General features: G+C 42.4%; 26 protein-coding genes and 1 pseudogene. 11 read left to right on the top strand and 16 right to left on the bottom strand.

All coding sequences use genetic code 11. From position 1 onward, the window contains the following. Window positions 1-13: 13 nt before the first annotated feature. The 13 genes from fliE to EYW48_RS10420 all read right to left on the bottom strand — a co-directional run bounded on the left by fliE (window position 14) and on the right by EYW48_RS10420 (window position 13,461). Window positions 14-325 (bottom strand): flagellar hook-basal body complex protein FliE, encoded by a 312-nt coding sequence (fliE, locus tag EYW48_RS10480; RefSeq protein ID WP_053311860.1) that lies wholly within the window; start codon window positions 323-325, stop codon window positions 14-16. Between the two features lie 81 nt (window positions 326-406). Further along, on the bottom strand, window positions 407-1,816 hold the full coding sequence (locus EYW48_RS10475; RefSeq protein WP_171980674.1) for a sigma-54 dependent transcriptional regulator: 1,410 nt from the start codon (window positions 1,814-1,816) through the stop codon (window positions 407-409). A 2-nt stretch (window positions 1,817-1,818) separates the two neighbouring features. Continuing rightward, on the bottom strand, window positions 1,819-2,874 hold the full coding sequence (locus EYW48_RS10470; RefSeq protein WP_053311862.1) for an ATP-binding protein: 1,056 nt from the start codon (window positions 2,872-2,874) through the stop codon (window positions 1,819-1,821). Between the two features lie 130 nt (window positions 2,875-3,004). Then, window positions 3,005-4,471 carry a sigma-54 dependent transcriptional regulator gene (locus EYW48_RS10465; RefSeq protein WP_277432387.1) on the bottom strand — a complete coding sequence of 489 codons (1,467 nt, stop codon included), beginning with the start codon at window positions 4,469-4,471 and terminating at the stop codon, window positions 3,005-3,007. A 236-nt stretch (window positions 4,472-4,707) separates the two neighbouring features. Beyond that, window positions 4,708-5,118 carry a flagellar export chaperone FliS gene (gene fliS, locus EYW48_RS10460; protein ID WP_176245498.1) on the bottom strand — a complete coding sequence of 137 codons (411 nt, stop codon included), beginning with the start codon at window positions 5,116-5,118 and terminating at the stop codon, window positions 4,708-4,710. Between the two features lie 10 nt (window positions 5,119-5,128). Continuing rightward, the gene (locus EYW48_RS10455) at window positions 5,129-5,434 is read right to left on the bottom strand and encodes a flagellar protein FliT (protein ID WP_277432386.1); all 306 of its coding nucleotides are present in this window, start codon (window positions 5,432-5,434) and stop codon (window positions 5,129-5,131) included. A gap of 1 nt (window position 5,435) precedes the next feature. Next, a complete protein-coding gene (gene fliD, locus EYW48_RS10450; RefSeq protein WP_277432385.1) occupies window positions 5,436-7,418 on the bottom strand; it encodes a flagellar filament capping protein FliD in 1,983 nt (660 codons plus the stop codon). A gap of 22 nt (window positions 7,419-7,440) precedes the next feature. Next, window positions 7,441-7,869, bottom strand: a complete 429-nt coding sequence (flaG, locus tag EYW48_RS10445; protein ID WP_168521433.1) for a flagellar protein FlaG — start codon at window positions 7,867-7,869, stop codon at window positions 7,441-7,443. A gap of 74 nt (window positions 7,870-7,943) precedes the next feature. After that, window positions 7,944-9,074 carry a flagellin gene (locus tag EYW48_RS10440; RefSeq protein WP_168780574.1) on the bottom strand — a complete coding sequence of 377 codons (1,131 nt, stop codon included), beginning with the start codon at window positions 9,072-9,074 and terminating at the stop codon, window positions 7,944-7,946. 296 nt (window positions 9,075-9,370) lie between these two features. Next, the gene (locus EYW48_RS10435; protein WP_274679525.1) at window positions 9,371-10,516 is read right to left on the bottom strand and encodes a flagellin; all 1,146 of its coding nucleotides are present in this window, start codon (window positions 10,514-10,516) and stop codon (window positions 9,371-9,373) included. Window positions 10,517-10,759: 243 nt separating this feature from the next. Beyond that, window positions 10,760-11,893 (bottom strand): flagellin, encoded by a 1,134-nt coding sequence (locus EYW48_RS10430; RefSeq protein ID WP_261926928.1) that lies wholly within the window; start codon window positions 11,891-11,893, stop codon window positions 10,760-10,762. A 137-nt stretch (window positions 11,894-12,030) separates the two neighbouring features. Then, the gene (locus tag EYW48_RS10425) at window positions 12,031-12,933 is read right to left on the bottom strand and encodes a Dyp-type peroxidase (RefSeq protein WP_053311871.1); all 903 of its coding nucleotides are present in this window, start codon (window positions 12,931-12,933) and stop codon (window positions 12,031-12,033) included. Window positions 12,934-12,996: 63 nt separating this feature from the next. Further along, window positions 12,997-13,461, bottom strand: a complete 465-nt coding sequence (locus tag EYW48_RS10420) for a DUF2919 domain-containing protein (protein WP_053311872.1) — start codon at window positions 13,459-13,461, stop codon at window positions 12,997-12,999. Window positions 13,462-13,826: 365 nt separating this feature from the next. On the opposite strand from EYW48_RS10420, the gene EYW48_RS10415 reads away from it, so the two are divergent. Together EYW48_RS10415 and EYW48_RS10410 are read left to right on the top strand one after the other, a co-directional pair. Then, a complete protein-coding gene (locus tag EYW48_RS10415; RefSeq protein WP_053311873.1) occupies window positions 13,827-14,171 on the top strand; it encodes a DUF2956 domain-containing protein in 345 nt (114 codons plus the stop codon). A gap of 5 nt (window positions 14,172-14,176) precedes the next feature. Next, window positions 14,177-14,509, top strand: coding sequence for a DUF4156 domain-containing protein (locus EYW48_RS10410; protein WP_309221707.1), 333 nt, complete (start codon window positions 14,177-14,179; stop codon window positions 14,507-14,509). A gap of 40 nt (window positions 14,510-14,549) precedes the next feature. Here EYW48_RS10410 and EYW48_RS10405 read toward each other — a convergent pair whose 3' ends face one another. Next, complete coding sequence (locus tag EYW48_RS10405) at window positions 14,550-14,837, bottom strand: helix-turn-helix domain-containing protein (protein WP_053311875.1); 288 nt, start codon at window positions 14,835-14,837, stop codon at window positions 14,550-14,552. A gap of 203 nt (window positions 14,838-15,040) precedes the next feature. On the opposite strand from EYW48_RS10405, the gene EYW48_RS10400 reads away from it, so the two are divergent. Genes EYW48_RS10400 through EYW48_RS10385 form a run of 4 tightly spaced genes read left to right on the top strand, consistent with a single transcriptional unit; the run spans window position 15,041 to window position 17,400 of the window. After that, on the top strand, window positions 15,041-15,388 hold the full coding sequence (locus tag EYW48_RS10400; protein ID WP_053311876.1) for an ArsC family reductase: 348 nt from the start codon (window positions 15,041-15,043) through the stop codon (window positions 15,386-15,388). Between the two features lie 16 nt (window positions 15,389-15,404). Next, complete coding sequence (dapE, locus tag EYW48_RS10395; RefSeq protein ID WP_053311877.1) at window positions 15,405-16,538, top strand: succinyl-diaminopimelate desuccinylase; 1,134 nt, start codon at window positions 15,405-15,407, stop codon at window positions 16,536-16,538. Window positions 16,539-16,541: 3 nt separating this feature from the next. Then, window positions 16,542-17,225: a M15 family metallopeptidase gene (locus EYW48_RS10390; protein WP_261917483.1), complete on the top strand. Its 684-nt coding sequence runs from the start codon at window positions 16,542-16,544 to the stop codon at window positions 17,223-17,225. A 1-nt stretch (window position 17,226) separates the two neighbouring features. Continuing rightward, window positions 17,227-17,400, top strand: coding sequence for a DUF2897 family protein (locus tag EYW48_RS10385; protein ID WP_080996419.1), 174 nt, complete (start codon window positions 17,227-17,229; stop codon window positions 17,398-17,400). A gap of 38 nt (window positions 17,401-17,438) precedes the next feature. On the opposite strand, the gene bamC is transcribed toward EYW48_RS10385, so the two are convergent. After that, window positions 17,439-18,458, bottom strand: coding sequence for an outer membrane protein assembly factor BamC (gene bamC, locus EYW48_RS10380; RefSeq protein WP_053311879.1), 1,020 nt, complete (start codon window positions 18,456-18,458; stop codon window positions 17,439-17,441). A gap of 52 nt (window positions 18,459-18,510) precedes the next feature. Further along, window positions 18,511-19,389, bottom strand: coding sequence for a 4-hydroxy-tetrahydrodipicolinate synthase (gene dapA / locus EYW48_RS10375; RefSeq protein WP_261926931.1), 879 nt, complete (start codon window positions 19,387-19,389; stop codon window positions 18,511-18,513). A 283-nt stretch (window positions 19,390-19,672) separates the two neighbouring features. Here dapA and EYW48_RS10370 point away from each other — a divergent pair, with 283 nt between their 5' ends. The 5 genes and pseudogenes from EYW48_RS10370 to EYW48_RS10350 all read left to right on the top strand — a co-directional run bounded on the left by EYW48_RS10370 (window position 19,673) and on the right by EYW48_RS10350 (window position 24,087). Continuing rightward, on the top strand, window positions 19,673-20,215 hold the full coding sequence (locus EYW48_RS10370) for a glycine cleavage system protein R (RefSeq protein WP_261926932.1): 543 nt from the start codon (window positions 19,673-19,675) through the stop codon (window positions 20,213-20,215). 17 nt (window positions 20,216-20,232) lie between these two features. After that, a pseudogene (bcp, locus tag EYW48_RS10365) lies at window positions 20,233-20,577 on the top strand (thioredoxin-dependent thiol peroxidase); the annotation flags it as partial. Between the two features lie 78 nt (window positions 20,578-20,655). Then, on the top strand, window positions 20,656-22,062 hold the full coding sequence (locus EYW48_RS10360; protein ID WP_277432384.1) for a site-specific integrase: 1,407 nt from the start codon (window positions 20,656-20,658) through the stop codon (window positions 22,060-22,062). Then, window positions 22,052-23,269, top strand: coding sequence for a hypothetical protein (locus tag EYW48_RS10355; RefSeq protein WP_277432383.1), 1,218 nt, complete (start codon window positions 22,052-22,054; stop codon window positions 23,267-23,269). Before EYW48_RS10360 ends, EYW48_RS10355 begins: the two co-directional genes overlap by 11 nt. 299 nt (window positions 23,270-23,568) lie before the next feature. Further along, window positions 23,569-24,087: a hypothetical protein gene (locus EYW48_RS10350; protein ID WP_277432382.1), complete on the top strand. Its 519-nt coding sequence runs from the start codon at window positions 23,569-23,571 to the stop codon at window positions 24,085-24,087. The last annotated feature ends 114 nt before the right edge of the window (window positions 24,088-24,201 follow it).

Here is a 24,201-nt window from a genome sequence, read left to right as displayed (position 1 = left end):
TCTACTACCTAATTTATACAGGCATGTTCATGAGTTCTTTGTAAGCTTCAACAAGTTTGTTTCTCACTTGTATTGTTGCTTCAAAGGCCACGCTGGATTTGTTGCGTGCAATCATGACATCCGATAATGAGACATCTTCATCCCCACGATCAAAGCGCGTTTGCAAATTACCTGATGCCTTTTGCAAACCGTTCACATTGTTAATCGCATTAGACAGCATATCGCCAAAATCAGAACTGACACTTTGACCTGTCGCTGCCGGACGAGCATTGGTTGCTTCCAACATCATCGTTTGCATTTCACTGTGTAAACCATCAAGTCTCATTGCTACCTCTAACGCCAAATCTTTGACCAATGTCCGAATAAAAGGGATAGAGCAATTTATATGCCATCACCAATGTTTAACCTAATTGGGAATTTCAATCCCTGCATCGCGCATTTTGGCTAATTTATAACGCAATGTACGTGGGCTAACGCCTAATTTTTCCGCCATCTCTTTGCGACGTCCTTGGCACTCAACCAAGGTTTCCATGATGATGGTATATTCTTGGTCTCGAAGTTCATCACCCAATGCAGCACCATTGGTGGTGGATAATTTGTTTGGTTCAGCTTGGGCGATAGGCATAATATCCGGTGTTGCTAGCTCGGTGTTTTCCACCATTTGCTGCAAGCTACTCGCATCTTGCCAATCAACGCCTTCAAGCAGTATATGCTCGCCAGAAATATGACTTTGCTCACTAAGGATGAGTGCTCGCTGGACTACATTATCCAGTTCTCGGACATTACCAGGCCAAGTGTAACTCAATAGTTTAGCGATAGCTTCAGGAGCAATATTAGGCACTGGCAAACCTAGTTTTGTACAATGACGCTCAACCAAATGATTGGCTAAAGGCTCTATATCACCTTTTCTATCACGCAGCGCCGGCCAAGAAATCGGGAAAACGTTCAAACGATAGTATAGGTCATCACGAAAATTCCCTTCTTGTACATACTGTTTTAGGTCACGGTTACTGGTGGCTAAGACCCTTACGTCTAATTTAATGCTTTTACGGCCACCAAGACGTTCGACTTCGCGCTCTTGTAGTACGCGCAGTAATTTAGCTTGCAGGTTTAAATCCATTTCACTGATCTCATCAAGTAAAATGGTTCCGCCTTGTGCTTGCTCAAACTTACCTGGACACGCTTGAACCGCCCCAGTAAATGCACCTTTTTCATAACCGAATAAGGTAGCTTCTAACATATTGTCAGGAATCGCGGCACAGTTGATGGCAACAAATGGACCATCTTTTCGTGATGAAGCATTGTGGATATAGCGAGACATCACCTCTTTTCCCGAACCACTAGGACCAAGGATCATCACATTGGCATCGGTTTTAGCCACTTTGTCTGCCAGAGCAAGTAAACGCAGGCTTTTTTCATCAGCAACGACCGCATCGCCATTATCATCCGATTTAACTGGAGCGTAGCGACTGACCATATTGAGTAACACTTCCGGGGCAAAAGGCTTGGCCATATAGTCGATGGCGCCTTCCTTCATCGCCGAAACGGCATCTTCAATATTGGCGTAGGCGGTCATTAGCAGTACGGGTAAGTTAGGCCAATGCTGCTTGATATTTCGCAGTAGTGCTAACCCTCCCATGCCAGCCATTTGTACATCAGAGACAACGATATCAACAGGGTTTGATTTCAGTTTAATCAACGCATCTTCAGCACAATCGGCTTCTAGCCATTCATAACCTGCCAGCGCCAGCGTATCTACTAATGCTTCGCGTAGACCTTCATCATCTTCAACGATTAAGACTTTGCTTTGAGCCATCATCATTCTCCAGTCTCTGTTTGTGAAGAAGAGGCGTCTCTCTTTAATGGGATGCACATGGTAAAGCAGGCACCATCCCCTTCTTCAGAAATTAATTCTAATCGGCCATCATGAGCCCGACAGACCATCTGCACAACCGCCAGCCCTAAGCCCGTTCCTTGTGAACGAGTGGTAAAAAACGGTTCCATAATTTTACTTTGCAGCTCAGCTGGCACACCGGGGCCATTATCTTGAACTGAAATTCGTAGTTCACCATTAACGGGACGAAAAAACACATCAATTTGCGATGCTTTACCCGAGATTTGGATAGCATTCATCACCAAATTACTAAGCGCTGATGCAATGGCGTTGGCATTACCAAGCACCACGGTTTCGTCTTGTTCGACTTCTTGGTGATAATCAATTGCATTATTTTTCAATGCAGTTTCAATCATCGGTGCAAATTCGCTAACTAATTCATCAATACTAAAAGGCTTGATAACCTTGTTATCGCCACCTTTTGCAAACAACAGCATATCATTAACTTGTTTTTCTAAGTCATGAAGCCTGTCTACTAGCTTAGACTGAAAACGCTCTCTTGTAGCGGTTGGTAGATTAGGCGCACCTAAATTTGAGGCATAAAGCATGGCACTGGATAATGGCGTTCGCACCTGGTGGGCTAATGATGCCACCATTCGCCCAAGAGAAGATAAACGCTGTAAATCGCTGATTCGTGATTGCAATAAACGCGTTTCGGTCAGATCAGTAATTAATATCAGTTGTCCCGTTGTTGAGGCGGAAATCGCTAACCTAACTTTACGGCCATTACGTAACGATATTTCATGGCCATCGTCTTCCTTTGGTGCAAACGCACTTTGGATGATCGAATACCATTTTTCGCCAGATAGTGGAACTTGTAATATGCGTTGCGCTTCTGGGTTAGCTTCCCGCACCACACCTTGCGTATCCAACAAAATCACCCCGGCAGGCATCACATCAAGAACCTGCTTATAACGTTCAACTTGGTCTTCTAAAGAATCCAAGTGAGATTGATTAACTGGAATTTCAGGTGCCTGCATGTCGATATTCTGCCTATAAAACAACAATAGCCTAACACGCAAAATACATGCCAGGCTATTTTCATTAAAAATCAATGCATTAACTGATCGCCAATATATTGACTAAAGTTTAGTTTTACCTTTAGCTCTATTAACGTTGCATATTATACTTGCGCATTTTCTCAACTAAAGTGGTACGACGCATACCTAGCATGTCGGCAGCGCGAGCAACGACACCAGCTTGAGCTTCGAGTGCTTGGTTGATCATATTGACCTCAAGATCGGCAAGCAACTCTTTCAAATTTACACCTTCCGGTGGCAGCGACTGAGGAGCATTAAGATTTTCATGTAAATCTTGCGCATCACCCAAATTAAAATCGTCGGAAAAGATACCAGCTAGCACATCACGCTCTTGCTCTTCTATCGAACCATACGAGCTATGCTCTGGTTGAAACTCAGGAATATCACTGTAACGATATTTGGTCGGTAAATGATTAACGTCCACCAAACTATTTGGGTAGAGAATAATCATACGCTCGACTAAGTTTGCCAACTCACGAACATTGCCTGGCCAATCATGCTCCATCAAAGAATTGATAGCTCGCGGTGTAAAGCAAATAGGCTGACCACCTTCAGCTTCCATACGGGTCATTAATTCTTGTAGCAGCAGAGGAATATCATCTTTACGATCTTTAAGTGCTGGCATTTCAATCGGAAAGACATTCAATCGATAGTAGAGATCTTCACGGAAAGATTGCTTATCAATCATACTATCAAGATTACGATGCGTTGCTGCGACAACACGAACGTTGACTTTGATGGTGGCGTTACCGCCCACTCGTTCAAAGCAGCGTTCTTGTAATACTCGGAGCAATTTCACCTGCATCGGCATTGGCATATCGCCAATTTCATCTAAGAAAAGCGTTCCGCCTTCTGCAAGTTCAAAACGCCCTTTACGAGCTGTAATCGCACCAGTGAAAGCACCTTTTTCATGGCCAAACAGTTCACTTTCTAATAAGTCTGCAGGAATAGCACCACAGTTAATCGGCACAAATGGGCCATTACGACGCGTTGAATGATAATGAATATTACGGGCAACCACTTCCTTACCTGTACCTGATTCACCAAGGATCAGTACGTTTGCTTCAGTACCAGAAACTTGCTCAATCAAATGCCGCACTTCTTGAATGCCATGGCTTTGTCCAACAAGGCTGCGAAACAAGGTATTTTTACGAGAAGTTGATAGCAGTTGAATGCCTTTACGTCCTAAGAATTCTTTGCAATGACGTAGTGCTTCACTGAGCTGTGGATAATTAAGAGGAAACTCTAACTCACCAACATACTGAGGAAATTCTTCTAATGAATAGGGCTGTTTGGCAGCCATTAATAGTGGAATATGATTAGCTTTAGTTAACCATTGAAGCATCTCATTAGTTAACGTTCCACCTTTCAGCGATCCAATGATGCATCCTGCCCATAATCCTGAACAATCATTATCATTGATTTGGGAAGACTCGATCGCCTCGCAGTGCTCTCCAACAAATTCTAAAATGTTACTTAGATTAAGACGGATCTGAGGATCGTCTTCGATCACAAGCAGTTTTGCTAAACCTTGCATAGGTGAGAATATTTGCCTTAAATCAGAGAAATTGTCGCTGCACTCATGAAAATGATTACCAAGCTTTGTTTTTCCATAAACGCTTGATTAAAAGATAGACAATATGTGGTATTCAGCAACAAAAAAGCCATTAAGCTAGTAATGGCTTCTATTCTATGGAATAAAAAAAATAAGGCAACCAGGCAATGAGTTGCTGTGACATCAGTTAAAACTTTTAAAAATAACTCTTTAAAGTTTTATAACCCAACTTCCGAAGCGGTAAGGTTATGGTATTCGGCAGGAATCTGATCCCATGCTGATTTTATTTCACGAATAATATCTATTACATCATCTAAAGGCTGTGGATTATTGAGGTGATTCGCTTCTGTAATCTGCGTGATCATGAATTCATAAAGCTGATCGAGATTTGAGGCAATATCACCACCATCGCTCATCGACAAACAGCTGCGTAAGCTAATGATAATGTCTAACGCTTTACCTAGGCGCTCACCTTTCACTGGAATGTTACCTTGCAGCATAGCGGCTTTAGCTTGAATAAGACGCTCAATCGCACCCGCCATTAACATCTGCACGACTTTATGCGGGGAGGCCGCACTGAGCTGGCTATCCACTGATACCTTTTTGTAAGCCTGTAAAGAACCACGCATAGTCTTCCTCTTATAAAAACTTTTTGTATTGCTGAACGGATTTATTACCGTGTCGGAATTTTTGAAGCGTTTTACCGATTTCTACCGTTTTTGACTGCATCAGTTCAACAAGGTGTTTGGTCTCATCAATCGCATTATGCCATTGCATCGAATTTGCAAACTGTGGATTTTCTGACGCGTACATCAGTAAGTTTTGCAATATCCGTTCCCTTTTATCGACGAGATGATTGATTTCTTCAGTATTTATTTCTTCAATTGCAAGTATTGCTTTAATTTGGTGATTCAGATCACTTAATGTAAGTAGCAACTGTTCCATATCAACCACCTAACGCATTCATCATACCAGCCAGTTGATTCTGCATTTTACTTGTTGCATCTTGCATCGCACTAAATTTGGAATGCGTTCGCTTCTCTAGACTGTCCATGCGGCGATCAAGTGCCGCTTGGTCATCCGCGATACGGTAATTACGTTCCACCAAACTTTTTTCACGAGTTCTTATTGAGCCAGTCACTCCCGTCATGCTTTGTATAGCATCCTCAACACGTTTAGCAAAACCTTGATTGCCACCAAAGAAATCACCTAACTTGTTGAAGTTATTATTGAGCTGACGATCTAACATGCTGTAGTTAATTTCGAGGGTACCTTGGCGGGTGGTCGTAATCCCAAATTCGGTTAGACTTTTTATCTCTTCAGGTGCTTGTTCTATTTTCGTTGAAAAAACAGTTCGAAGCCGCGAATCAGCACTCCGAACAATACTGTCACCCGCTAATGGACCCGCTTGCCCTGTTCTTGGGTCTACACCAGCAAGGTCCTGCGATACTTGATGAAACTGATTATACGCTGCAACAAATTGCTCTATATCATTACGTACACTCTGACGATCATATTCTACACCAATTTCAGCGGGTGCTTTTCCTTGAGGGCTTTTGCCTTTCAGGGTGAGATCGACTCCTTCAATCGCATCTTCGATAACATTGTTGTTGCTCGAAAGCGTAGCAACACCATCTAAAACCACCATCGAGTCTTGGTTAGCTTGTACCTGAATCATGCCTTGATAAGCATCAAAAGAATCTTGCGCCGCTTTTAGGTCTGCTTCTGCTTGGTCGACTTTTTCTAAATAAGCACGCTCTTCTGGCTCAAGCTTGGCGCGCTCCATTTGTTTAGCTTGTTCGGGGGAAATCTCTCCACTTTGAATCGCCTTTGCGATGGCCGACTTTTCAGCGGCAAGTTGTTGCTCAAGCTTTGCTTGTGCTTCTTTAGGAGTAACGTAAGAGTCAACTAAAGTGCCAGAGGCAGTATTACTCCAACCAGGAACATCTGCAGACTTCTCTAACGCTTTCGCGTCGAGCTCTGGTTCCGGTTCGTAATAAGAGTCAAGCAAAGTACCAGACGCAGTTTCTGTCCAGCCAGGGATGCGTTCGGAAGGTTTGAGATATTTATTAGCTGCCACACCCACCGCAGCGGCTGTTTTTACCGCGCTATCAGGCAGCTCGCCTACACTATCATCGGCAATACCCGCCGCCTGCTGCACCTCATTGACCATACTTTGGTCAACTTCACGCGCGGCTTCACCAATTTTTTCCGCAACTCTGGCCGCGATTTTTTGCTGGGCTGGTGTTAATGGGGAAATTATTTGTTGTGCGACTGAACGGGCTTTTTCGAGATCTTTGACCCGCTCTTCAAGCGTTTTATATTCTAGGTTTTTAAGAGGGTTGCCAGTTTCTGACTGCGCATTAATTTTAATGGCATTATCTTTACCAGAGAGATTGGAAGCGACAATCAGGCGTGGGCCTTCGACATCGTTAATAATCGCCGCTCTAACACCCGGGTTAGTTTTACTACCATTGATGCCGCGTACAATATCAATCAGCTTAGAATTGGCTTGGACATCAATATCAAATTTCTTGTTACCAAGCGAAATCTGCAGCTTACCAGGGCCAAATTTTGCGTCTTTGTCTAATACATCCGACGCTACTTTATGACTCTGGGCAAGCTGCAACACATCGATAGCATATTTCCCGGCAATGGCATCCGTTGTTGCTGTCGCTGAGACGATATTTTCATCAGTCGTATCCACTTTTCGCAGAGCAAAAGCTTTCTCCTGACGAAAATTCGTCATTAGATTTTTCATCGTATCCAGCGACTCTTTGAGTCGGCCATAGGCACTAATACTGGCATCAATTTGGCCAAGCTCATTGTCGATACGTTGCTGCTTAGGTACGCGCTCCGCATTAACAATTTTGCTGACCAAGGAATTGATATCCATGCCAGTATTCATACCCATCGGGCCTAGACTCATTAATTCACCTCAAAAAATACGATTACACCTTGGTAACCAACAGACCAGAATTGTGGTCTCTTTGTCTAGCAAGGCGTCGCAACACCTCTAACATTTCTTCGTTCGGGATCTGGCGAATGATATCACCAGTACTGGCTTCGTAAATCGTTACCACATCCCGACCTGATTCTTCATCGACCCTAAACGCTAAGTCCTTATTGATAGAAGAGATAAAATCATTCATCTGCTCCATCATTTTGGCTCTTTCCGCTTTGTTGGTCTGCTCTCGCTGTTTTGCAAGCTCGATGACAGCCTCAACCGATTGGTTTTGCCTTTCCCTTAGCTGCTCAGAACGATTGACCTCATTTCTTTGCGAAGAAGTGCGTGTTGCACCATCGTTTTCTGAAGCAAATTTAATGCCACTTTGTGAGCCGTAAGGCTGGATGTTCGATGTGTAGGATGGTATTTCCATAACAATCTCCCTTCCACCTCATAGGTTAGCAGTGCAAGCACTACTTTCCTACTAAGCTCCATTTAATCATTGGGTTAACCCAACAAACTAAGAGCTGCAGATGGTGACTGCTTCGCCTGTGCCAAAACCGAAGTACTCGCTTGTTGTAGAATTTGCGACTTCGTCATTTGGGTTGTTTCGCGCGCGTAGTCTGTATCTCTGATACGGCTACGAGAGGCGTTAACATTTTCATTAATATTATCAAGGTTGCTGATCGCATGACCGAAACGGTTTTGGAACGCACCTAAAGAAGCACGTTGGCTATCAACCGCCTTCAATGCCCCATCAATCAATGCTACTGCTTGTTGCGAACCACCAACTGTGGTGACATCGATGTCTTTCACTGTCACGTCTTGTCCTGCACCAAAGCCTATCTCAGTACCTAGGTCACCACCAATCGTCACATCACCAGTTACTTTTTGCGTTGAAGCAAATAATTGCAGTTTGCCTTCTTCTCCAACAGAAGCTTTGATATCACCATTCTGGCCGTTAATGTAAGTCGCTACTTCTTCTAAATCATCACCAACTTTAGCATCAATGCTGACGTTACGAGCCACACCTTGTTGATCAGTATAGTCCAGTGTCAAGTTGGTCGCCGTGCTCACTTTCCAGTCTGGCGCTTGGCCTGTTACAGCAACATAGCTTTTCCCGCCCATCTCTGCGGTATCAGAGCGCATGTTGCCCATAGAAAGCATCACCGCTTCACCAGAATCCGCACCGATTTGGAAGGATTTATCACCAAATGAGCCATTAAGCAGCTTGTTACCACCAAATGAGGTCGTTTCTGCAATACGGTTTAGCTCATCATTTAACGCAGAAACCTCTTCCTGAATCGCTTGGCGCTCAGAGCGAGAGTTAGAACCGTTTGATGATTGTAGCGATAGATCGCGCATACGTTGCAAGATGTTGGTTGTTTCGTTCATTGCACCTTCCGCTGTCTGTGCAATAGAAATACCATCATTAGCGTTTTTTACCGCCATATCAAGGCCACGGCTTTGTGCGGTTAAACGATTAGAAATTTGCAGACCCGCCGCATCATCACGTGCACTATTGATTTTATAGCCGGATGATAGACGCTCCATCGATTTCTGCGTTCCGTCAGCAGCACTATTAAGATAGCGCTGTGCGGTCATTGCAGACACATTGGTGCTTACATTAATTGCCATGTTGATCTCCTTAGGCATTGTGTTGATGTACCTCAGTGTCTCTCACCTCACTTCGGTACATCTCATTTCTCTCGTATCCTTTAACGGCGAGAAATTTATATCCTTTAGAAAAAAATCGGCATTTTTTTAAAATTAATTCCATTCGATATTGAAGTGTGATCCGCATCCTAAATATCGTAAAACTAGGGCAATGCTAACTGGCATTAATTTACATGTGCGACTAGCGCAAAAAATCCAGCCGAAGCTGGATTTTTATTAGGTCAACATTCTATACCAAGAGAGTAAATCTCTATTTATTAGCCTAGTAGGCTTAGGGCTGCTTGTGGCGCTTGTTTTGCTTGTGCCAGTACAGAGCTTGATGCCTGTGATAGAATTTGAGACTTAGTTAGTGCTGTTGTTTCTTTCGCAAAGTCAGTATCTTTGATTCGGCTCTTAGAGGCATTAACGTTCTCGTTAATGTTATCCAAGTTATTGATTGCGTGGTTGAAACGGTTTTGGAAAGCACCTAACTCTGCGCGGTGGCTATCTACATTTTTTAGCGCCGCATCTAGAATCGCAACTGACTCTTGTGAACCACCAACCGTTGTTACATCAATGCTGTTCACCGTTACCGCTGTCGCAGTCGCCCCAGCTAAACCGATATCAGTAGCTAGAGCACCACTAAATGCAACTGTTGAGGTGTCAATGTCATTGCCATCAGCGAAAACTTGCAGTTTACCTTCTTCATCAACAGAGGCTTTAACCATATCGGTTTGACCATTGATGTAAGTCGCCAACTGTTCAATATCATCACCTTCTTTTGCTACGATATTAATAGTTTGCGCAACACCTGCAGAGTCAGTTAAAGCAATAGTGATATCGTTGCCTGACGTCGCGTCTACAGACCAGTCTTTATCTTTACCATTCGCAGCAATAAAGCTTGCACCACCCATGGCTTGGTCATCACTGCGCATATTGTTTAGCGTCAGCATCACAGCTTCACCGTTATCGGCACCAATTTGGAACGATTTGGTTGCAAATGTACCGTTTAGTAGCTTGTTACCACCAAAAGAAGTCGTTTCTGCGATACGGTTTAATTCATCGTTTAGCGCTGTTACTTCTTCCTGAATCGCAACACGTTCAGATTTCGAGTTTGAGCCGTTTGCTGATTGTAGTGACAAGTCACGCATACGTTGCAGAATGTTGGTGGTTTCATTCATTGCACCTTCAGCAGTTTGTGCAATAGAAATACCGTCATTCGCATTGCGTACTGCTACATCAAGACCGCGACTTTGTACATTCAAGCGGTTCGAAATCTGTAGGCCCGCAGCATCATCTTTCGCGCTGTTGATTTTAAAGCCAGAAGATAGACGTTCCATTGATGTTTGTTGTGCATTGCTAGCGCTGTTTAGGTAACGCTGTGCTGTCATTGCTGATACGTTGGTATTTACATTTACTGCCATGGTAATTACTCCAATTGATTTTCCGATAGTTCCGGTTTCCGATAATTCGGAAAACCAAGTAGTTCTCTCAAAGTTACTATTAATAACGGCGCTATTTTCCAAACCTTGAGTAATTTTTTTGTTTTTTTGAAAAAAAACACCGTTGAAGAGCTAAATGTGACGAAAAGACAAAAAAATGCGGAAAAGTACATTTTTTTGCTAAAGCTTTAAGATGGAATGTCGATAAAGCTTTCTTTTTTATCTTTAGCTAAGCAAGGTGAGCGCTAGGTTCGGCTGTTTTTTAGCCTGAGCGAGAATAGATGTACTGACTTGCTGAAGAATTTGCTGCTTTATCATTTGCGTTGTTTCTTTCGCATAGTCGGCATCTTTAATGCGACTATTAGATGAAGCCAGATTTTCATGCACGTTATCAAGGTTATTAATGGCGTGGCCAAAACGATTTTGTAACGCTCCTAATTCCGCACGATGACTATCGACGTACTGCAGTGCAGTGTCTATCACGGATACTGCTCTCTGAGCACCGCCCACATCAGTAATATTAAGATTATTAACCGTTTCATACCCGGCTAAGTTCAGTTGCAACTGGTTGGCTAGGCTTCCCTTGAATTCAATGGTTCCTGCTGTTTCTTTTCCTGCCATGAAAACTTGCAACTGCCCTTCTTCATTAACCGATGCCGATACGCTATCAGTTTGACCGTTGATATATGTGGCAAGCTCTTCAATGTCGTCACCCACATTGGCCTTAATTTGAATACTTTCTTGCTTACCTTGTGCATCGGTATAACTCACCACCAGTTGGTTATTGCCTTGGGTCACTTTCCAATCACTATCAGCCTTAACAGTGGCAATATAGCTAAAGCCCCCCATCTCAATTCCATCGGAACGCAGATTTTTCAAAGAGACTTGAACCGCTTCACCTGAGCTCGCACCAATTTGAAATGCCGATTGACCAAATGAACCATTGAGCAACTTTCGCCCACCAAAAGAGGTGGTTTCAGCTATTCGGTTCAATTCATCATTCAAAGCGCCCATTTCCTCCTGTAAAGCTTGTCTGTCTGCTTTACTATTTGCACCATTGGCCGATTGCAAAGAGAGATCACGCATGCGTTGCAACAAATTAGTAGTTTCTTGCATTGCGCCTTCAGCGGTCTGCATGATCGAAATACCATCATTAGCATTACGTACAGCAACGTCTAATCCATGCATCTGAGATTCAAGGCGGTTCGATATCTGTAGGCCTGCAGCGTCATCTTTTGCACTATTAATACGCTTCCCTGAAGCGAGACGCTCCAGAGATTGATTCAACAGGTTGCTTGCTGAGCTCAAGTGACGCTGTGCAACAAGTGCTGAAACATTGGTATTAACCGTAATGGCCATAGTCAGTCCGCAATAGAAATAGAATTACTTCTTTATCGGACAAGTGATGGTTTTCTTTAATCGAAAGGAAAGGAAAAACAGAGCCTGTGGCTCTGTTTTCTAAATAAATAGACAGGCTAAATAAAGAACATATGAGTTTATTTCAGCTCAAGACTCTGCAACATATCGGCAGAAGGTGCGAAGAAGTAAGCGCCTGTCACTGCCTGGGTAAAACGCAGCAGCTGATCGGTTTTACCATCCGCTACTCCATACATACTGTCTAACATCGCCTTAAAGTTATGCAGCGTATTGCAATAAGCAATGAACAATAAACCGTGCTCACCACTGACACTACCGTATGGCAAGCTATGACGAACAATTTTTAAGCCTTTGCCTTCTTCTTTAAGATCGACTCGACCAACATGCGAAGCCGCAGGGACATTATCAAGTTCAACTGAGTCGGCTTTAGTTCGCCCAATCACTTTCTCTTGTGCTGCAACATTCAAACGATTCCATGCAGGCAAACGATGAACAAAACGTTGCAGCATGACATAACTACCACCCGCCAATTCGCCTTGCTCAATAATGGCCACTTCTTTGCGTCTCTCATCTTTCGGATTTTCTGTGCCATCAATGAAATCAGTCATATCACGGGAATCTAAATAACGAAAGCCGTAAGTTTCATCGACAACCGTAACGCTATCAGCGATTGACGTCATGAATTTACGTAATAGATAAAACAACAGATCGTGACGCTGAGAATGGCAATGAATCAGTACATCAACATCTGTACTAGGCGCCACGGTATCGCCTTCACCAAGTACTGCGAAATCGTCCAACTCTTCTGGCATGGCTTGATTTACGTTTTGCCAAAAGGCTTTAGTAAATGCAATTGAAATGGTTAATGCCGCTTCAGGTTGGTTCTGATTAATTTCATCAACCAAACTCGGTAGCGCCTTAAGTTGAGAAAGAACTTGAGCATGATTTTGGTTAATTTTTAAAAGACTATACAGCGCAAACGGACCTGCTTCAGGCAAGATCGCTGTTTGAGGTTGTGACATAAGAAATCCTCACTTATTTTTTGCTCAGTGTAATGCAGTTGTTGAGTTTAATATTGATGTTGATCACTGCTTGTCTAATGGTGGAATCGAAAAACAGTCTCGCACACTTTTACTATTAATAAGGTACAAACCAAACCACAATAATATTAACAACGTGCTAGCATTTGCCCAGTTGAAGAGCCCCTGCTCTAAATAGATATGATAAAACGTTTGAGTAAACTGCAGTACGATCATAACCAACGTTATGAGTTTGCCACGACGAACAATCTGATTAACCCATGCTCGCTCTGGGCTACGCAACCCCACCAACCACATCATGATGATACTTGGTAAACCCATTGCTAAGCCTAGATAAAGCATCGAATGATCCGGGTAAACAATATCTAAAATTTTTGAGCCACTTTCTCTACTGGCCCCAGCGACCACAAACACAACCCATGCTTTGGCTAAAAATAACCAACCAAGCCAAATAAATTTAGGCGCTCTCAAAAAGCCATGCTGGTCATACTGGTCTAACGCGTAACGCATCACTACTATACTCTACAAAAATAGGATTTAAAAAATTGCTTTCTATCAAAATCACCAAACTTTAACGTATGGATTTGAAATAGCGAGTTTATTGATTTTCTTTTTATTCCGGCTCTACTCTATACCCAAGCCACTTGAAGTTGCAGGTAGGCGGAAAGTGAGTTCATCCCTATGAGCTTAGATAAACTATGTGATTGGGGTGAGCGAACGTAACCAACACCGCTGCAACTTCAAGTCGGAAGGGTATACAACTCTTCCATGACTGACCCCCACCCGTCACAAATGCATATTTATCACGTCGTCAACGTGAAGTATGCTCGTGAGAATGTTACGCTAATTGTCTGTCCATTTTGTCTATTTCTATTATGCATAATAAAAAAATTGTACCGTCAGAACAAACTCAACAAGAAGCGATGAAAGTTGCTTTGGCCACTCAAAAACCAGGACAAACCAAAGAACAAACAAAGTTAATCGCTCAAGGCATTGAGAAAGGTATCGCTTTATATAAAAAACAACACAAGGAAAAGCATCGCCAAATCGACAAAGCCAAAAAGAAAGCACAACAGCGAAAACCATCATTATCGATTGGGCCAGCGCCTACCGTAGCAAATCGCGACATGCCAGAAACCGTCAATGGCCCATTAAAATGGTTGCCTTGGGGGTTGCTGATCATTAGCTGGCTCGGTTTTATTATCTATATAATTCGCTAGGATGCATGATGAGAATATTACTGATTACCTTGCTCGCGGCATTTATTGTTGGTTGCACAACGCCTAACCATCAATTACTAGATAACGCACAACAGGTGCATATTAGAATGGATTCTGGATTTGATGCCACTCAATGTGAATGGCTGGGCGAGGCAACTGGCACTGAAGGATCGTGGTACAGCTCATGGCTATATCCTAACGATATCCTTATTGCAGGTGCTATCTCTGACTTAAAAAATCGTGCCTATCAATTAGGAGGAGATACCATCTTTGTCGCGGTTCCTCATCATTTTCAAACATCTGTAACTCTGTTCGGTAGCGTCTACCGCTGCTACTAAACCTGAGAGTAAACCAAAGAAAAAGCCAGCAAACGCTGGCTTATGCACTAAATCCAAGGCTAATCGCAATATCACTATGACGATCTAACACCCATTGACTATCAAACGGCCCCCAATCGGACAGTTGATAGTAACCGTCGTTGTGACGTCTCCCATCTTGAACGAACATCAGTTCAATCCCTATCCCCGGCAGCGCTTTCAGTACATCTTGAATAGTACGTCGAGGCCAGCCCGTTTTCTCGATGAGTTTGGGTACATTTGGTCTTTCAAGGCTTTCTACTAACAAAGCTAAATACAGTCGCCTTGCAAAAACAGGACTCAATTCCATTGACACCTCCTATAACTGTGCAGCTTCATTATTTCTTTTTTCGCATAAAGAATGTTGCGTTCGATCAATAACTGTCCAATAGTCACCGATGGAAGCACTATTTTTTTTAGCTATGAAATAAAACCATCTCTATTTTGTAAGGTAACGCGCTTCCTGATAGGATTTGGCAAACACAAAAATAAACGCGCTCAACAAGGATTTTTATGACCATTATCATGTATGGCATCCCAAACTGCGACACCATAAAAAAAGCAAAAAAATGGTTAGATAACGCCACCATTGATTATCAGTTCCACGATTATCGCAAGCAAGGGATCACCCCTGAATTAGTGAACCAATTTTGCCAAGCACTGGGCTGGGAAGTGGTTGTGAACAAACGTGGTACGACGTTCCGTCAACTATCGGCCTTGCAAAAGGAAGCTCTTAATGCAGAAACGGCTGTTGATTTATTAGTTGAAAATCCTGCCATGATTAAACGACCCATTTTAATGGTAGATAATCAATATTATATTGGCTTTAAAGCTGAACAATACGCTTCTATTTTTTCTTAATACAAGGATTTCAAGGATGACAGATAGCCCTGTACTGGCTCTCGCAAAAGACCTCATTAGCCGTAAGTCAGTGACTCCCGAAGATGCCGGCTGCCAAGAGGTAATGATTGAACGCCTCCAAGCGCTCGGTTTTACCGTAGAGATGATGGTGTTTGAAGACACGACAAATTTCTGGGCACGCCGTGGGACTCAATCACCACTGTTTGCCTTCGCGGGTCACACTGATGTGGTTCCTGCTGGTCCTCTGACTCAATGGCGAACGCCACCATTTGAACCAACTGTCATTGATGGTCACCTACATGGTCGTGGCGCTGCAGATATGAAAGGTTCTTTGGCCTGCATGGTTGTGGCTGTCGAGCGCTTTATTGCTCAATATCCAGACCATCAAGGCTCAATTGCCTTTTTGATCACATCCGATGAAGAAGGTCCATTTATCAATGGCACCACACGAGTGGTCGATACATTAATGGCACGTAATGAAAAAATTGACATGTGTATTGTGGGTGAACCTTCAAGTACATTAAGCGTGGGTGATGTGGTCAAAAACGGTCGCCGTGGATCGATTACAGGAGACTTGCGCATTAAAGGCACGCAAGGTCATGTTGCTTATCCCCATTTAGCAAATAACCCTATCCACCAATCGTTACCAGCATTAGCGGAACTCGCGGCAACGAAATGGGATGAAGGTAACGCCTATTTCCCACCCACCAGCTTTCAAATACCGAATTTACATTCCGGAACTGGGGCATCAAATGTGATCCCAGGAGAGTTTGATGTGCAATTTAACTTCCGCTTTAGCACTGAATTAACCGATCAAGAAATTAAACGACGCGTACATTCAACCTTAGACGCGCACGGTTTAGATTACGAGTTGGAGTGGACTCTTAGCGGCCAACCGTTTTTAACCGATGCAGGAACTTTACTTGATGCCGTGGTTAAAGCGGTTGATGAAGTTAACCACAAAACACCAGAGCTACTAACGACTGGCGGTACATCTGATGGGCGCTTTATCGCTCAAATGGGTGCGCAAGTGGTCGAGCTTGGGCCTGTAAATGCGACCATTCATAAAGTAAACGAGTGCGTCAGTGTTGCCGACCTTGAAAAACTCACCGACATGTACCAAAAGACACTTGAAAATATATTGGCCTAACCGATGACCCCCAAACAGCTAACGGGACAAACCGATACTCATCTTGAAAGTGTTACGGTTGGACAAAAAGCGTTCTTGGTTCACCCTCTGGTGAGCCAGGATTTGCTTGCTCTCAAGCAAGCCGCCGATGGCGCGGGTTTTAATTTTAACATTACCAGTGGCTTTCGCGATTTTGAACGTCAGCTCGACATATGGAATCGTAAAATGTCAGGTCAAGCTGAAGTATTGGGTGACGACAGCACCCCGCTAAATCTAGATTCACTAACTGAAGAGCAAAAGATATTTGCGATTTTACGCTGGTCGGCATTACCAGGTGGCAGTCGCCACCACTGGGGAACTGACTTTGATGTCTTTGATCGCAGTGCTTTACCTACAGGAATGACACTAAAATTAGAGCCTTGGGAATATTTGACGGGTCATCAAGCTCATTTTTATCAATGGTTGACAGTACACCTCGCTGAATTTGGTTTCTTTTTTCCTTACCAACAAGATAAAGGTGGCGTAGCGTGTGAGCCTTGGCATATTAGCCATAAAACTACCGCTCAACTCTGCCTTGAACAACTGACTTGCGAACAATTAGCCAAACAACTCGATCAAACCCCTCTTTTGGGTAAACAGGCAGTGCAAGCACACTTAACTCAGGTCTACAATCAATACATCACTAATATCAGCCAACCAGAGTTCTAATATGGAATTTATCACCAACCCTTGGGTTATAAGCATTGTTATCTTAGCGGTTTTTGTCGGCAATATTGCAGCACTAAAATACACCGCCAAAATGAAGTTTGGCCAGATGGATAAAAAAAGCGATTTAGACAAATTAAATGAGATGGATAAAGACAAAAAAACCGATTCAAAATAAAAATAAAGGGACTTTCATCCCTTTATTTTTTCCTGATATTACTGCTGCTCAACAATAGCAGACAGCATCGGTACCATATCTTTAAGTAACGCTTCCTCTACCGGCTTACCGGCGGAGTTAGTTATATTGATCGAAGTTCGGTTGCCTAAATCTCCAAATAAGAAAGTGTAAGTGCCATCTTTGAGCTCGATCGGCTTAACCCCTACCTTTTCCCAGAAGGCGTCATCAGAGGCTGCATATTTTGCTTTAATCGTACCTTGAGACTGATTACGCTCTTCTAATGTAAAACCCATCTTTGGCAATAAGTCAGGCAAACGTTGCCACAGTACATCGTAGGATGTACGCGCAATAATCACAGGGAAACCACTACGGTCTGTCCCCATAGTGATTGGGATTTGTTTCACTAACTCTTGAGCCTTACGCGCCGCTTCTTCACGTAGGTCAGTGTCATAGCGAGAAGTCACCAAATTGGTCATAAAGACATTATAGCGCTCTTTATTTGTCATGCTGACAGGGAGCTCTTTGCCATCTTCACGCCAATCAATCAGTGATATTTTAAAACCAAAACGGTTATTCGCCTCGATACGTGAAATCAGATAACGGCTACCCAGTTCAACCACTTCATCTTCAGAAGTCCAACTAACCCAATCAGTCTCTAAAACGGTATCAGTTTGAGAAACGATACCAATATTTCGTTCATCCAACATGGTAAGTGCTGTTTGCCACACCTTGTTCGCTTCATCTTGCCTAATCAACCATAAGGTGACTTCACCATTTTGGCGTTCAACGCGAGCTCCGGGGATCAACTCTAGTACCTGTTGAGGCGGACGAATATCAACAATAGGTCCAACCCCTCCTGAAAAATCACCATTAGGGATCTCATAATTAGGATAAAACTGTGGTGTTGCACCTTGAGGTAATTGCCATTCTTTCAGCGCTGGGGTTTCTAAATATTCGAAATCATCTTTAGCTTGGCGGCGCTGAGACGCTCCACCAGAACATGCGCTTAAAACAAAAACAGCTAGTGAACTGATAACTAGCTGATGGGTAAATTTCATTCAAACTCCTAGACTGCCGAGGAGAAATACCTCGGCACAATATTGAATAGTTTTAATAGATACAAGCTTCTGTCATGGCTTGGGCAACAGTTGGTCGCGCTTGTTCAGACAGTTCTGTCAAAGGTAGACGTAGATCACCATTTGTGATCAATCCTAATTTATGCGCTGCCCATTTTACTGGAATTGGGCTTGATTCAACAAATAAACCTTTGTGTAATGGCATTAATCGTTGGTTAATGATTTCCGCTTCGTCAAATTTACCAGCTAACGCCAAATGCATCATTTTAGCCATATCTTCGGCTGCAATGTTATTCGTAACAGAAATCACACCTTGACCACCAAGTTTCACGAATTCTAACCCGGTAGCATCATCACCACTTAGTAAAACGAAGTCGTTACCACAGAGCTCTCGGTGTAATGCGACTCGGCTTAAATCACCTGTTGCATCTTTTAGTGCAACGATGTTACTGATTTCCGCAAGGCGAGCAACCGTTTCTGGATGCAAATCAACAGCCGTTCGACCCGGTACATTATAAAGAATTTGTGGAATATCGGTTTCTTGAGAAATCGCTTTATAGTGCTGAAACAAACCTTCTTGAGTGGGTTTATTGTAATAAGGAGTGACGCTTAAGCACCCAGCAATACCAATGTTATTCAGCAAACGACTAAAAGTAACCGATTCATGCGTTGCGTTAGCACCAGTGCCCGCAATCACAGGAATTCGACCTTCAGAAAACTCAACAGTTTTCGCGACAACCTTGACATGCTCTTCAACGGTTAGCGTGGATGATTCACCTGTTGTTCCTACAGCAACAATCGCATCTGTTCCTGCCGCTACGTGGAAATCCACAAGCTTTTTCAGACTAACAAAATCTACCTCACCATCATGATTGAACGGTGTAATTAACGCTACAATACTTCCTGAAAACATGTCCATCTCCCTAAATTGTTACTTTCTGCATGGTACTGTAAGGCGATTGAAAAACACAAGGGATTAAATACGCTTAATCAGTCCATTTGGGTGAATATTTATCAGATGTTAGACGTCTAGCAAAGAACATCTTGAAAGAGCGAACCTTATAGCGCAGCGCGATAAGCAGATGTCAACAGTAGGTCATTTTCAATAAAAGAACGTTTAAAAAGGCAATTAATCACCATTTTTCTATAATTTAACTGTGATACCATGCCCAAAATGATAAAAGTGAAGCGATATTATGAATCAACACCTAGTGATCACAGCCGTAGGTACAGACCGCCCCGGAATCTGTAATGAAATCGTACGATTAGTCACCCAGTCAGGTGGTAATATCATTGATAGCAGAATTGCACTCTTCGGCAAAGAATTTACGCTCATTATGTTGGTGTCTGGCAGCACCAGTAATATAACGCGTGTAGAAACAACACTGCCATTATTAGGCCAGCAACATGATCTGATCACCATCATGAAACGTACTTCTCCCCATGACTATCAAGATAATGCCTATACCCTCGAAGTGTTTGTTGAATCAGAAGATAAAGTCGGTCTCACGGAAAAATTCACCCAATTCTTTGCAGAACGTGGGATTGGTATGGCATCACTGAGCGCACAAACAATCAGTAAGTCGAAATTGCATCTCGATCATGACCAATTTCATATTGCGATTACTGCTAGTGTCGATTCAGAATGTAACTTGATGCACCTTCAAGAAGAGTTTGACAGTTTATGCACCACTCTTGATGTACAAGGTTCTCTTAACTTTATAAAAAATAGCCAATAAAATAAAAAGGAAGAACAATGAAAACGCTCACAGCAGGCACACCAGCACCAGCCTTCTCGCTTCTAGATCAAGATGGAAATACCGTATCCCTTGCGGATTTTTCAGGTAAAAAAGTGTTGTTTTATTTTTATCCAAAAGCAATGACACCAGGCTGCACCGTTCAAGCGCAAGGGCTTCGTGATGTTAAACTTGAATTAGATGCTCACAATGTAGTGGTATTAGGTGTGAGTGTTGACCCAGTTAAACGACTAGGGAAGTTTATTGAGCGTGACAATTTGAATTTCACACTACTATCAGATGAAGACCATGCCGTTGCTGAACAATTTGGAGTATGGGGAGAAAAGAAATTTACCCTTGGAAAATAAGTTTGACGGAAAACCTTGATAATTATTTTTGATCGCCTAAGTTTAATTTAATGGCAGATATGAAGGGAATGAAGAATGTCAAACGTTCCAGAAGAGTATCCCTACGATGATTTTCGATTGCTCGAAATCGAAGTTGACACTTTAGCCAAACTCAAAATAAAATCGTACACAACCCAAAACACTGATGAAATAGTCTTAACCCCGCACCTTTCACCTTCAAACCTCAAAAAATACAAAAGAAAAACAAAGATAATTCTAGCTCCAGATGGTTCGGTCGTTTACCCACAATCTCTCTATCTCATTTCCAAGTTAAGAGGTGAAGGAAAAGTAAAGGACACGAACAGTATCGCTAAAGCCCTCCTCCTTTTTACTCGCTTTCTCGATGCATCCCATTCGGAACAATACGATCAAAATGGGGATGTGGTTCCGCCTGAGTATCTGACTTATAAAAAGCTAACACAATACGAAGAAGAAGGTGCCCCCTGGCGCTTTGCAGAGCTTTTATTGTCAAACTGCCGACACAGAAACTCAGAGGGCGATGAGGCTTTATCGCTAGCAACAGCAAAAAGTTATATGAATTCCGTGCTTGCTTTTTATAAGTGGCTGCAAAATTCGGGGTATATAAAAAATAACTGCGAGCACGTTGTTACTCATTACTCAAAAGTAACTCTAAGATATGATCAAGGTAGTGAACAGCACGATATATTAGCCCACATGAGAACAAACAAACCTCATGAGGCTGATATATCTAATATTATGAAAATGTTTCCTCGCTCAGACTCAACGCCTTCCCATAAAAAGCTTAAACCTATGAAGGTAAAAGACCAAGCTCTGTTCTACCAGCACATAGAACACTTACCAAAGCCTTTCTCGTTAATGTTCAGACTTGCCGTTGAAACAGGTACTAGGATTGATGAACTCCGTCACTTCCCGTCACATCAAGTGGGGGAAATAAACACTACTGGGCTAGATGTTGTCCCAATACAAATCACTGTGACCAAATTCAATAAACCGCGAATAATTGAAGTACCTAACGCTATTTACGAAGAACTTGAAATCTATAAGTACAGCAAGCAACGCCTTAAAAACACAACAAAACACAACACGTTTCAGGATACAGAAAAAAAGCTTACCAGTTCGGGCATTCTCTTCCTCTCAAATAAAGGCACCGTGTACTCACTTAATACACTTGAAAAGCAGTTTGCTGATTTACGACAACACCTTACGAAGATTGACCCTACATGGTACTACCGAGTTCATGACTTGCGCGCTACTTTCGCAACCAACTGGCTATTAATAGAGGCGAGTGAACGAGGCGTTAGTTTTGAATTTCTCTTAGATGAGTTAGCAAGCTTGATGGGGCACGTTAGTACGTTAACAACTCAAAAGTATATCAAATTCATGCAAGAAGGAGCTTCCCAAAGGTCAGCAGCTAAACGTAAAAACAATAAGCTCAGCTTGCTGGGTGAATATGATGGGTAAGAGTCCATTAGCAAAAGGTTCACCTAAGAAAGTTTCTCATTACAGGAGTAATATAACTCCTTTAAAACTGAGTATTCCCATAGAAAACACATCATCAAGGTCAAGTCACGATTTTAACATTGAGCACCTCACCCATTTTAAGTGTGATTCAAAACAAGATGTAATAACGACTCGAGTTCCTCATATACGTAAGTTCGCAAAGAATGCACGAAAATATGCAGAAAGGTACAAATCACAACAAACTATAAGTGCTGTGTATGATTGCTTACGTTCTTTCATTTTCTTTTGTGATTGCCAAACGATAGATCCTTTTTCAAGGGAAGGTTATCTACGTTACTTTGGAAATGATGGCGAGATGCGCCACCAGATTAAGCTATATATGCCTTCATTACGTCTTTGGCAAAGAAGTAATGGTGAAGAGTTAGGCCTCAAAGAATCAACCTGCAATAGCAAAATGTCAAACACTATCAAAGCCTTAAAGTGGTGTGATACATTTAATGAAAGTTGGAAATATCAACATCGTATCTTTAGAGACCGAAATGACTCGTATCCCTCTTACTCTGAAGAAGAAGAAGAAAAGTTAATAGTATCAAGGTTAAGCAATTTATTTTTTGGGCTAGCTTCTCAACTCGTTGCTATAAAAAAAGATGAGATTGCCACACCAGAAAATATCTGCTTAAGCATTAAAATTGGGAGCCAGATAGAATTACTTAAAATCCCAACCTCACTAAAAACTCATGTAGGGCATGTAAATAAAGCGTGTGCCTTTAATATGGCAATGGGTGCTGCTTATTATTTAATATCCTACTTCACATCATTAAACTCAACACCGATAAAAGAAATACACCACCCTTTAATAGTCGAAAAAGACATCAGAGATAAGTCACTCGAAACGGTTAAAGTTAAGTGTTATAAAGCTCGAGCAAACAAAACTGTTAGTGCAACATTGACTAATGAGGTTGGTAACCACTCAACATTTAATCTGAAAAAGAGAACAGGGGTTGAATTTATTAAGTTATTGTCTGAACTTTCTCTATCATATGGAAGCAACAAAGAACTTCTCTACTTACTCGACGAAAATGGGGAGATATCAAATAAATTTGACGTTAGGACCGTTAACACGCATTTAGTTACAACTCTACATTTAACCCGGTATACCGCTCTCTCAACCTTCCTATGCTTAGTGATCTCTTCTATCACACACTAGAAGGGACCGGCATTAAATATAGTGTTACCACAAACGAAATCGGACGAAGGGTGGTTAAAAAATCCACCTATCCGTTAGCAAAAACAAAAGTAACAAGGAATTTACTTCGAATTAGCTACTGTATCTTAGCGTGCCTTACCGACAATTCATTGAAAGGTATTGTTTTACCTTTGTCATACTCCTGCAATAACAGTAAGCATAGTGCCAATGTTACTTTTTCATATGATGACGGTAAGTCTTCAACAATAACTATCCCAAGCAACATCGTTCAATTAATAAAAGATATTGAGTCTTGGGCGATGCGTAGAGCTGCTTACACTAAAGACTCAGCTCCTGTTTATTTACTACGTTTTGGCCATTCAGGGCAAAAGCCAAAACAATGGTCAGGCATTAACCCTATAACTGCAGCTCAAATTTCTAAATGGGGCATAGCGCCTGATGACTTCTTTCTAACTCTACAGTCAAGTCGCTTTAGAGAGTCAACAAGTAATAGCGAATACCGCGAAGGTGACTTGTCTCACTTAACAAACCTACTACAAAATAGCATAGCAACATTACGTAGGCATTACTCAAATGGACACCCAAACACTAATAGAAAAATTCTCTCCGAAGCAATAGAGGTACTCGAGAACATAGCGAAAGGCAACTCACTGACAAAAGCAAAAGACACAGTTAAAGAAAAGCTAGTTGTTGAGATGCTAACGCATGATGAGTGGCAAAAAAATAGAAAGCCGGCTAACCCAAATGGAATAACATGTGATGGCCAACAGATACTAAGAGGGGGAGGCTCAACACAAAAGTTTGGATGCGCCCCATAATCCCACGGGGCGTTTTAATTTCAGTGTGAGACGTTCCAAGGCAGAAGAGAGTTAATATCAGGCTCTGGCTTTGCCAGTTCTTTCATACATTTGACCATGTAATCGTAGAGTATC

It is taken from the genome of Vibrio sp. 1180_3 (assembly GCF_029478545.1).
GTDB classification, from domain to species: Bacteria; Pseudomonadota; Gammaproteobacteria; order Enterobacterales; family Vibrionaceae; genus Vibrio; species Vibrio aestuarianus.
Note: the sequence above shows the minus strand (reverse complement) of the source record. Positions and strands in the feature narration are given on the sequence as shown.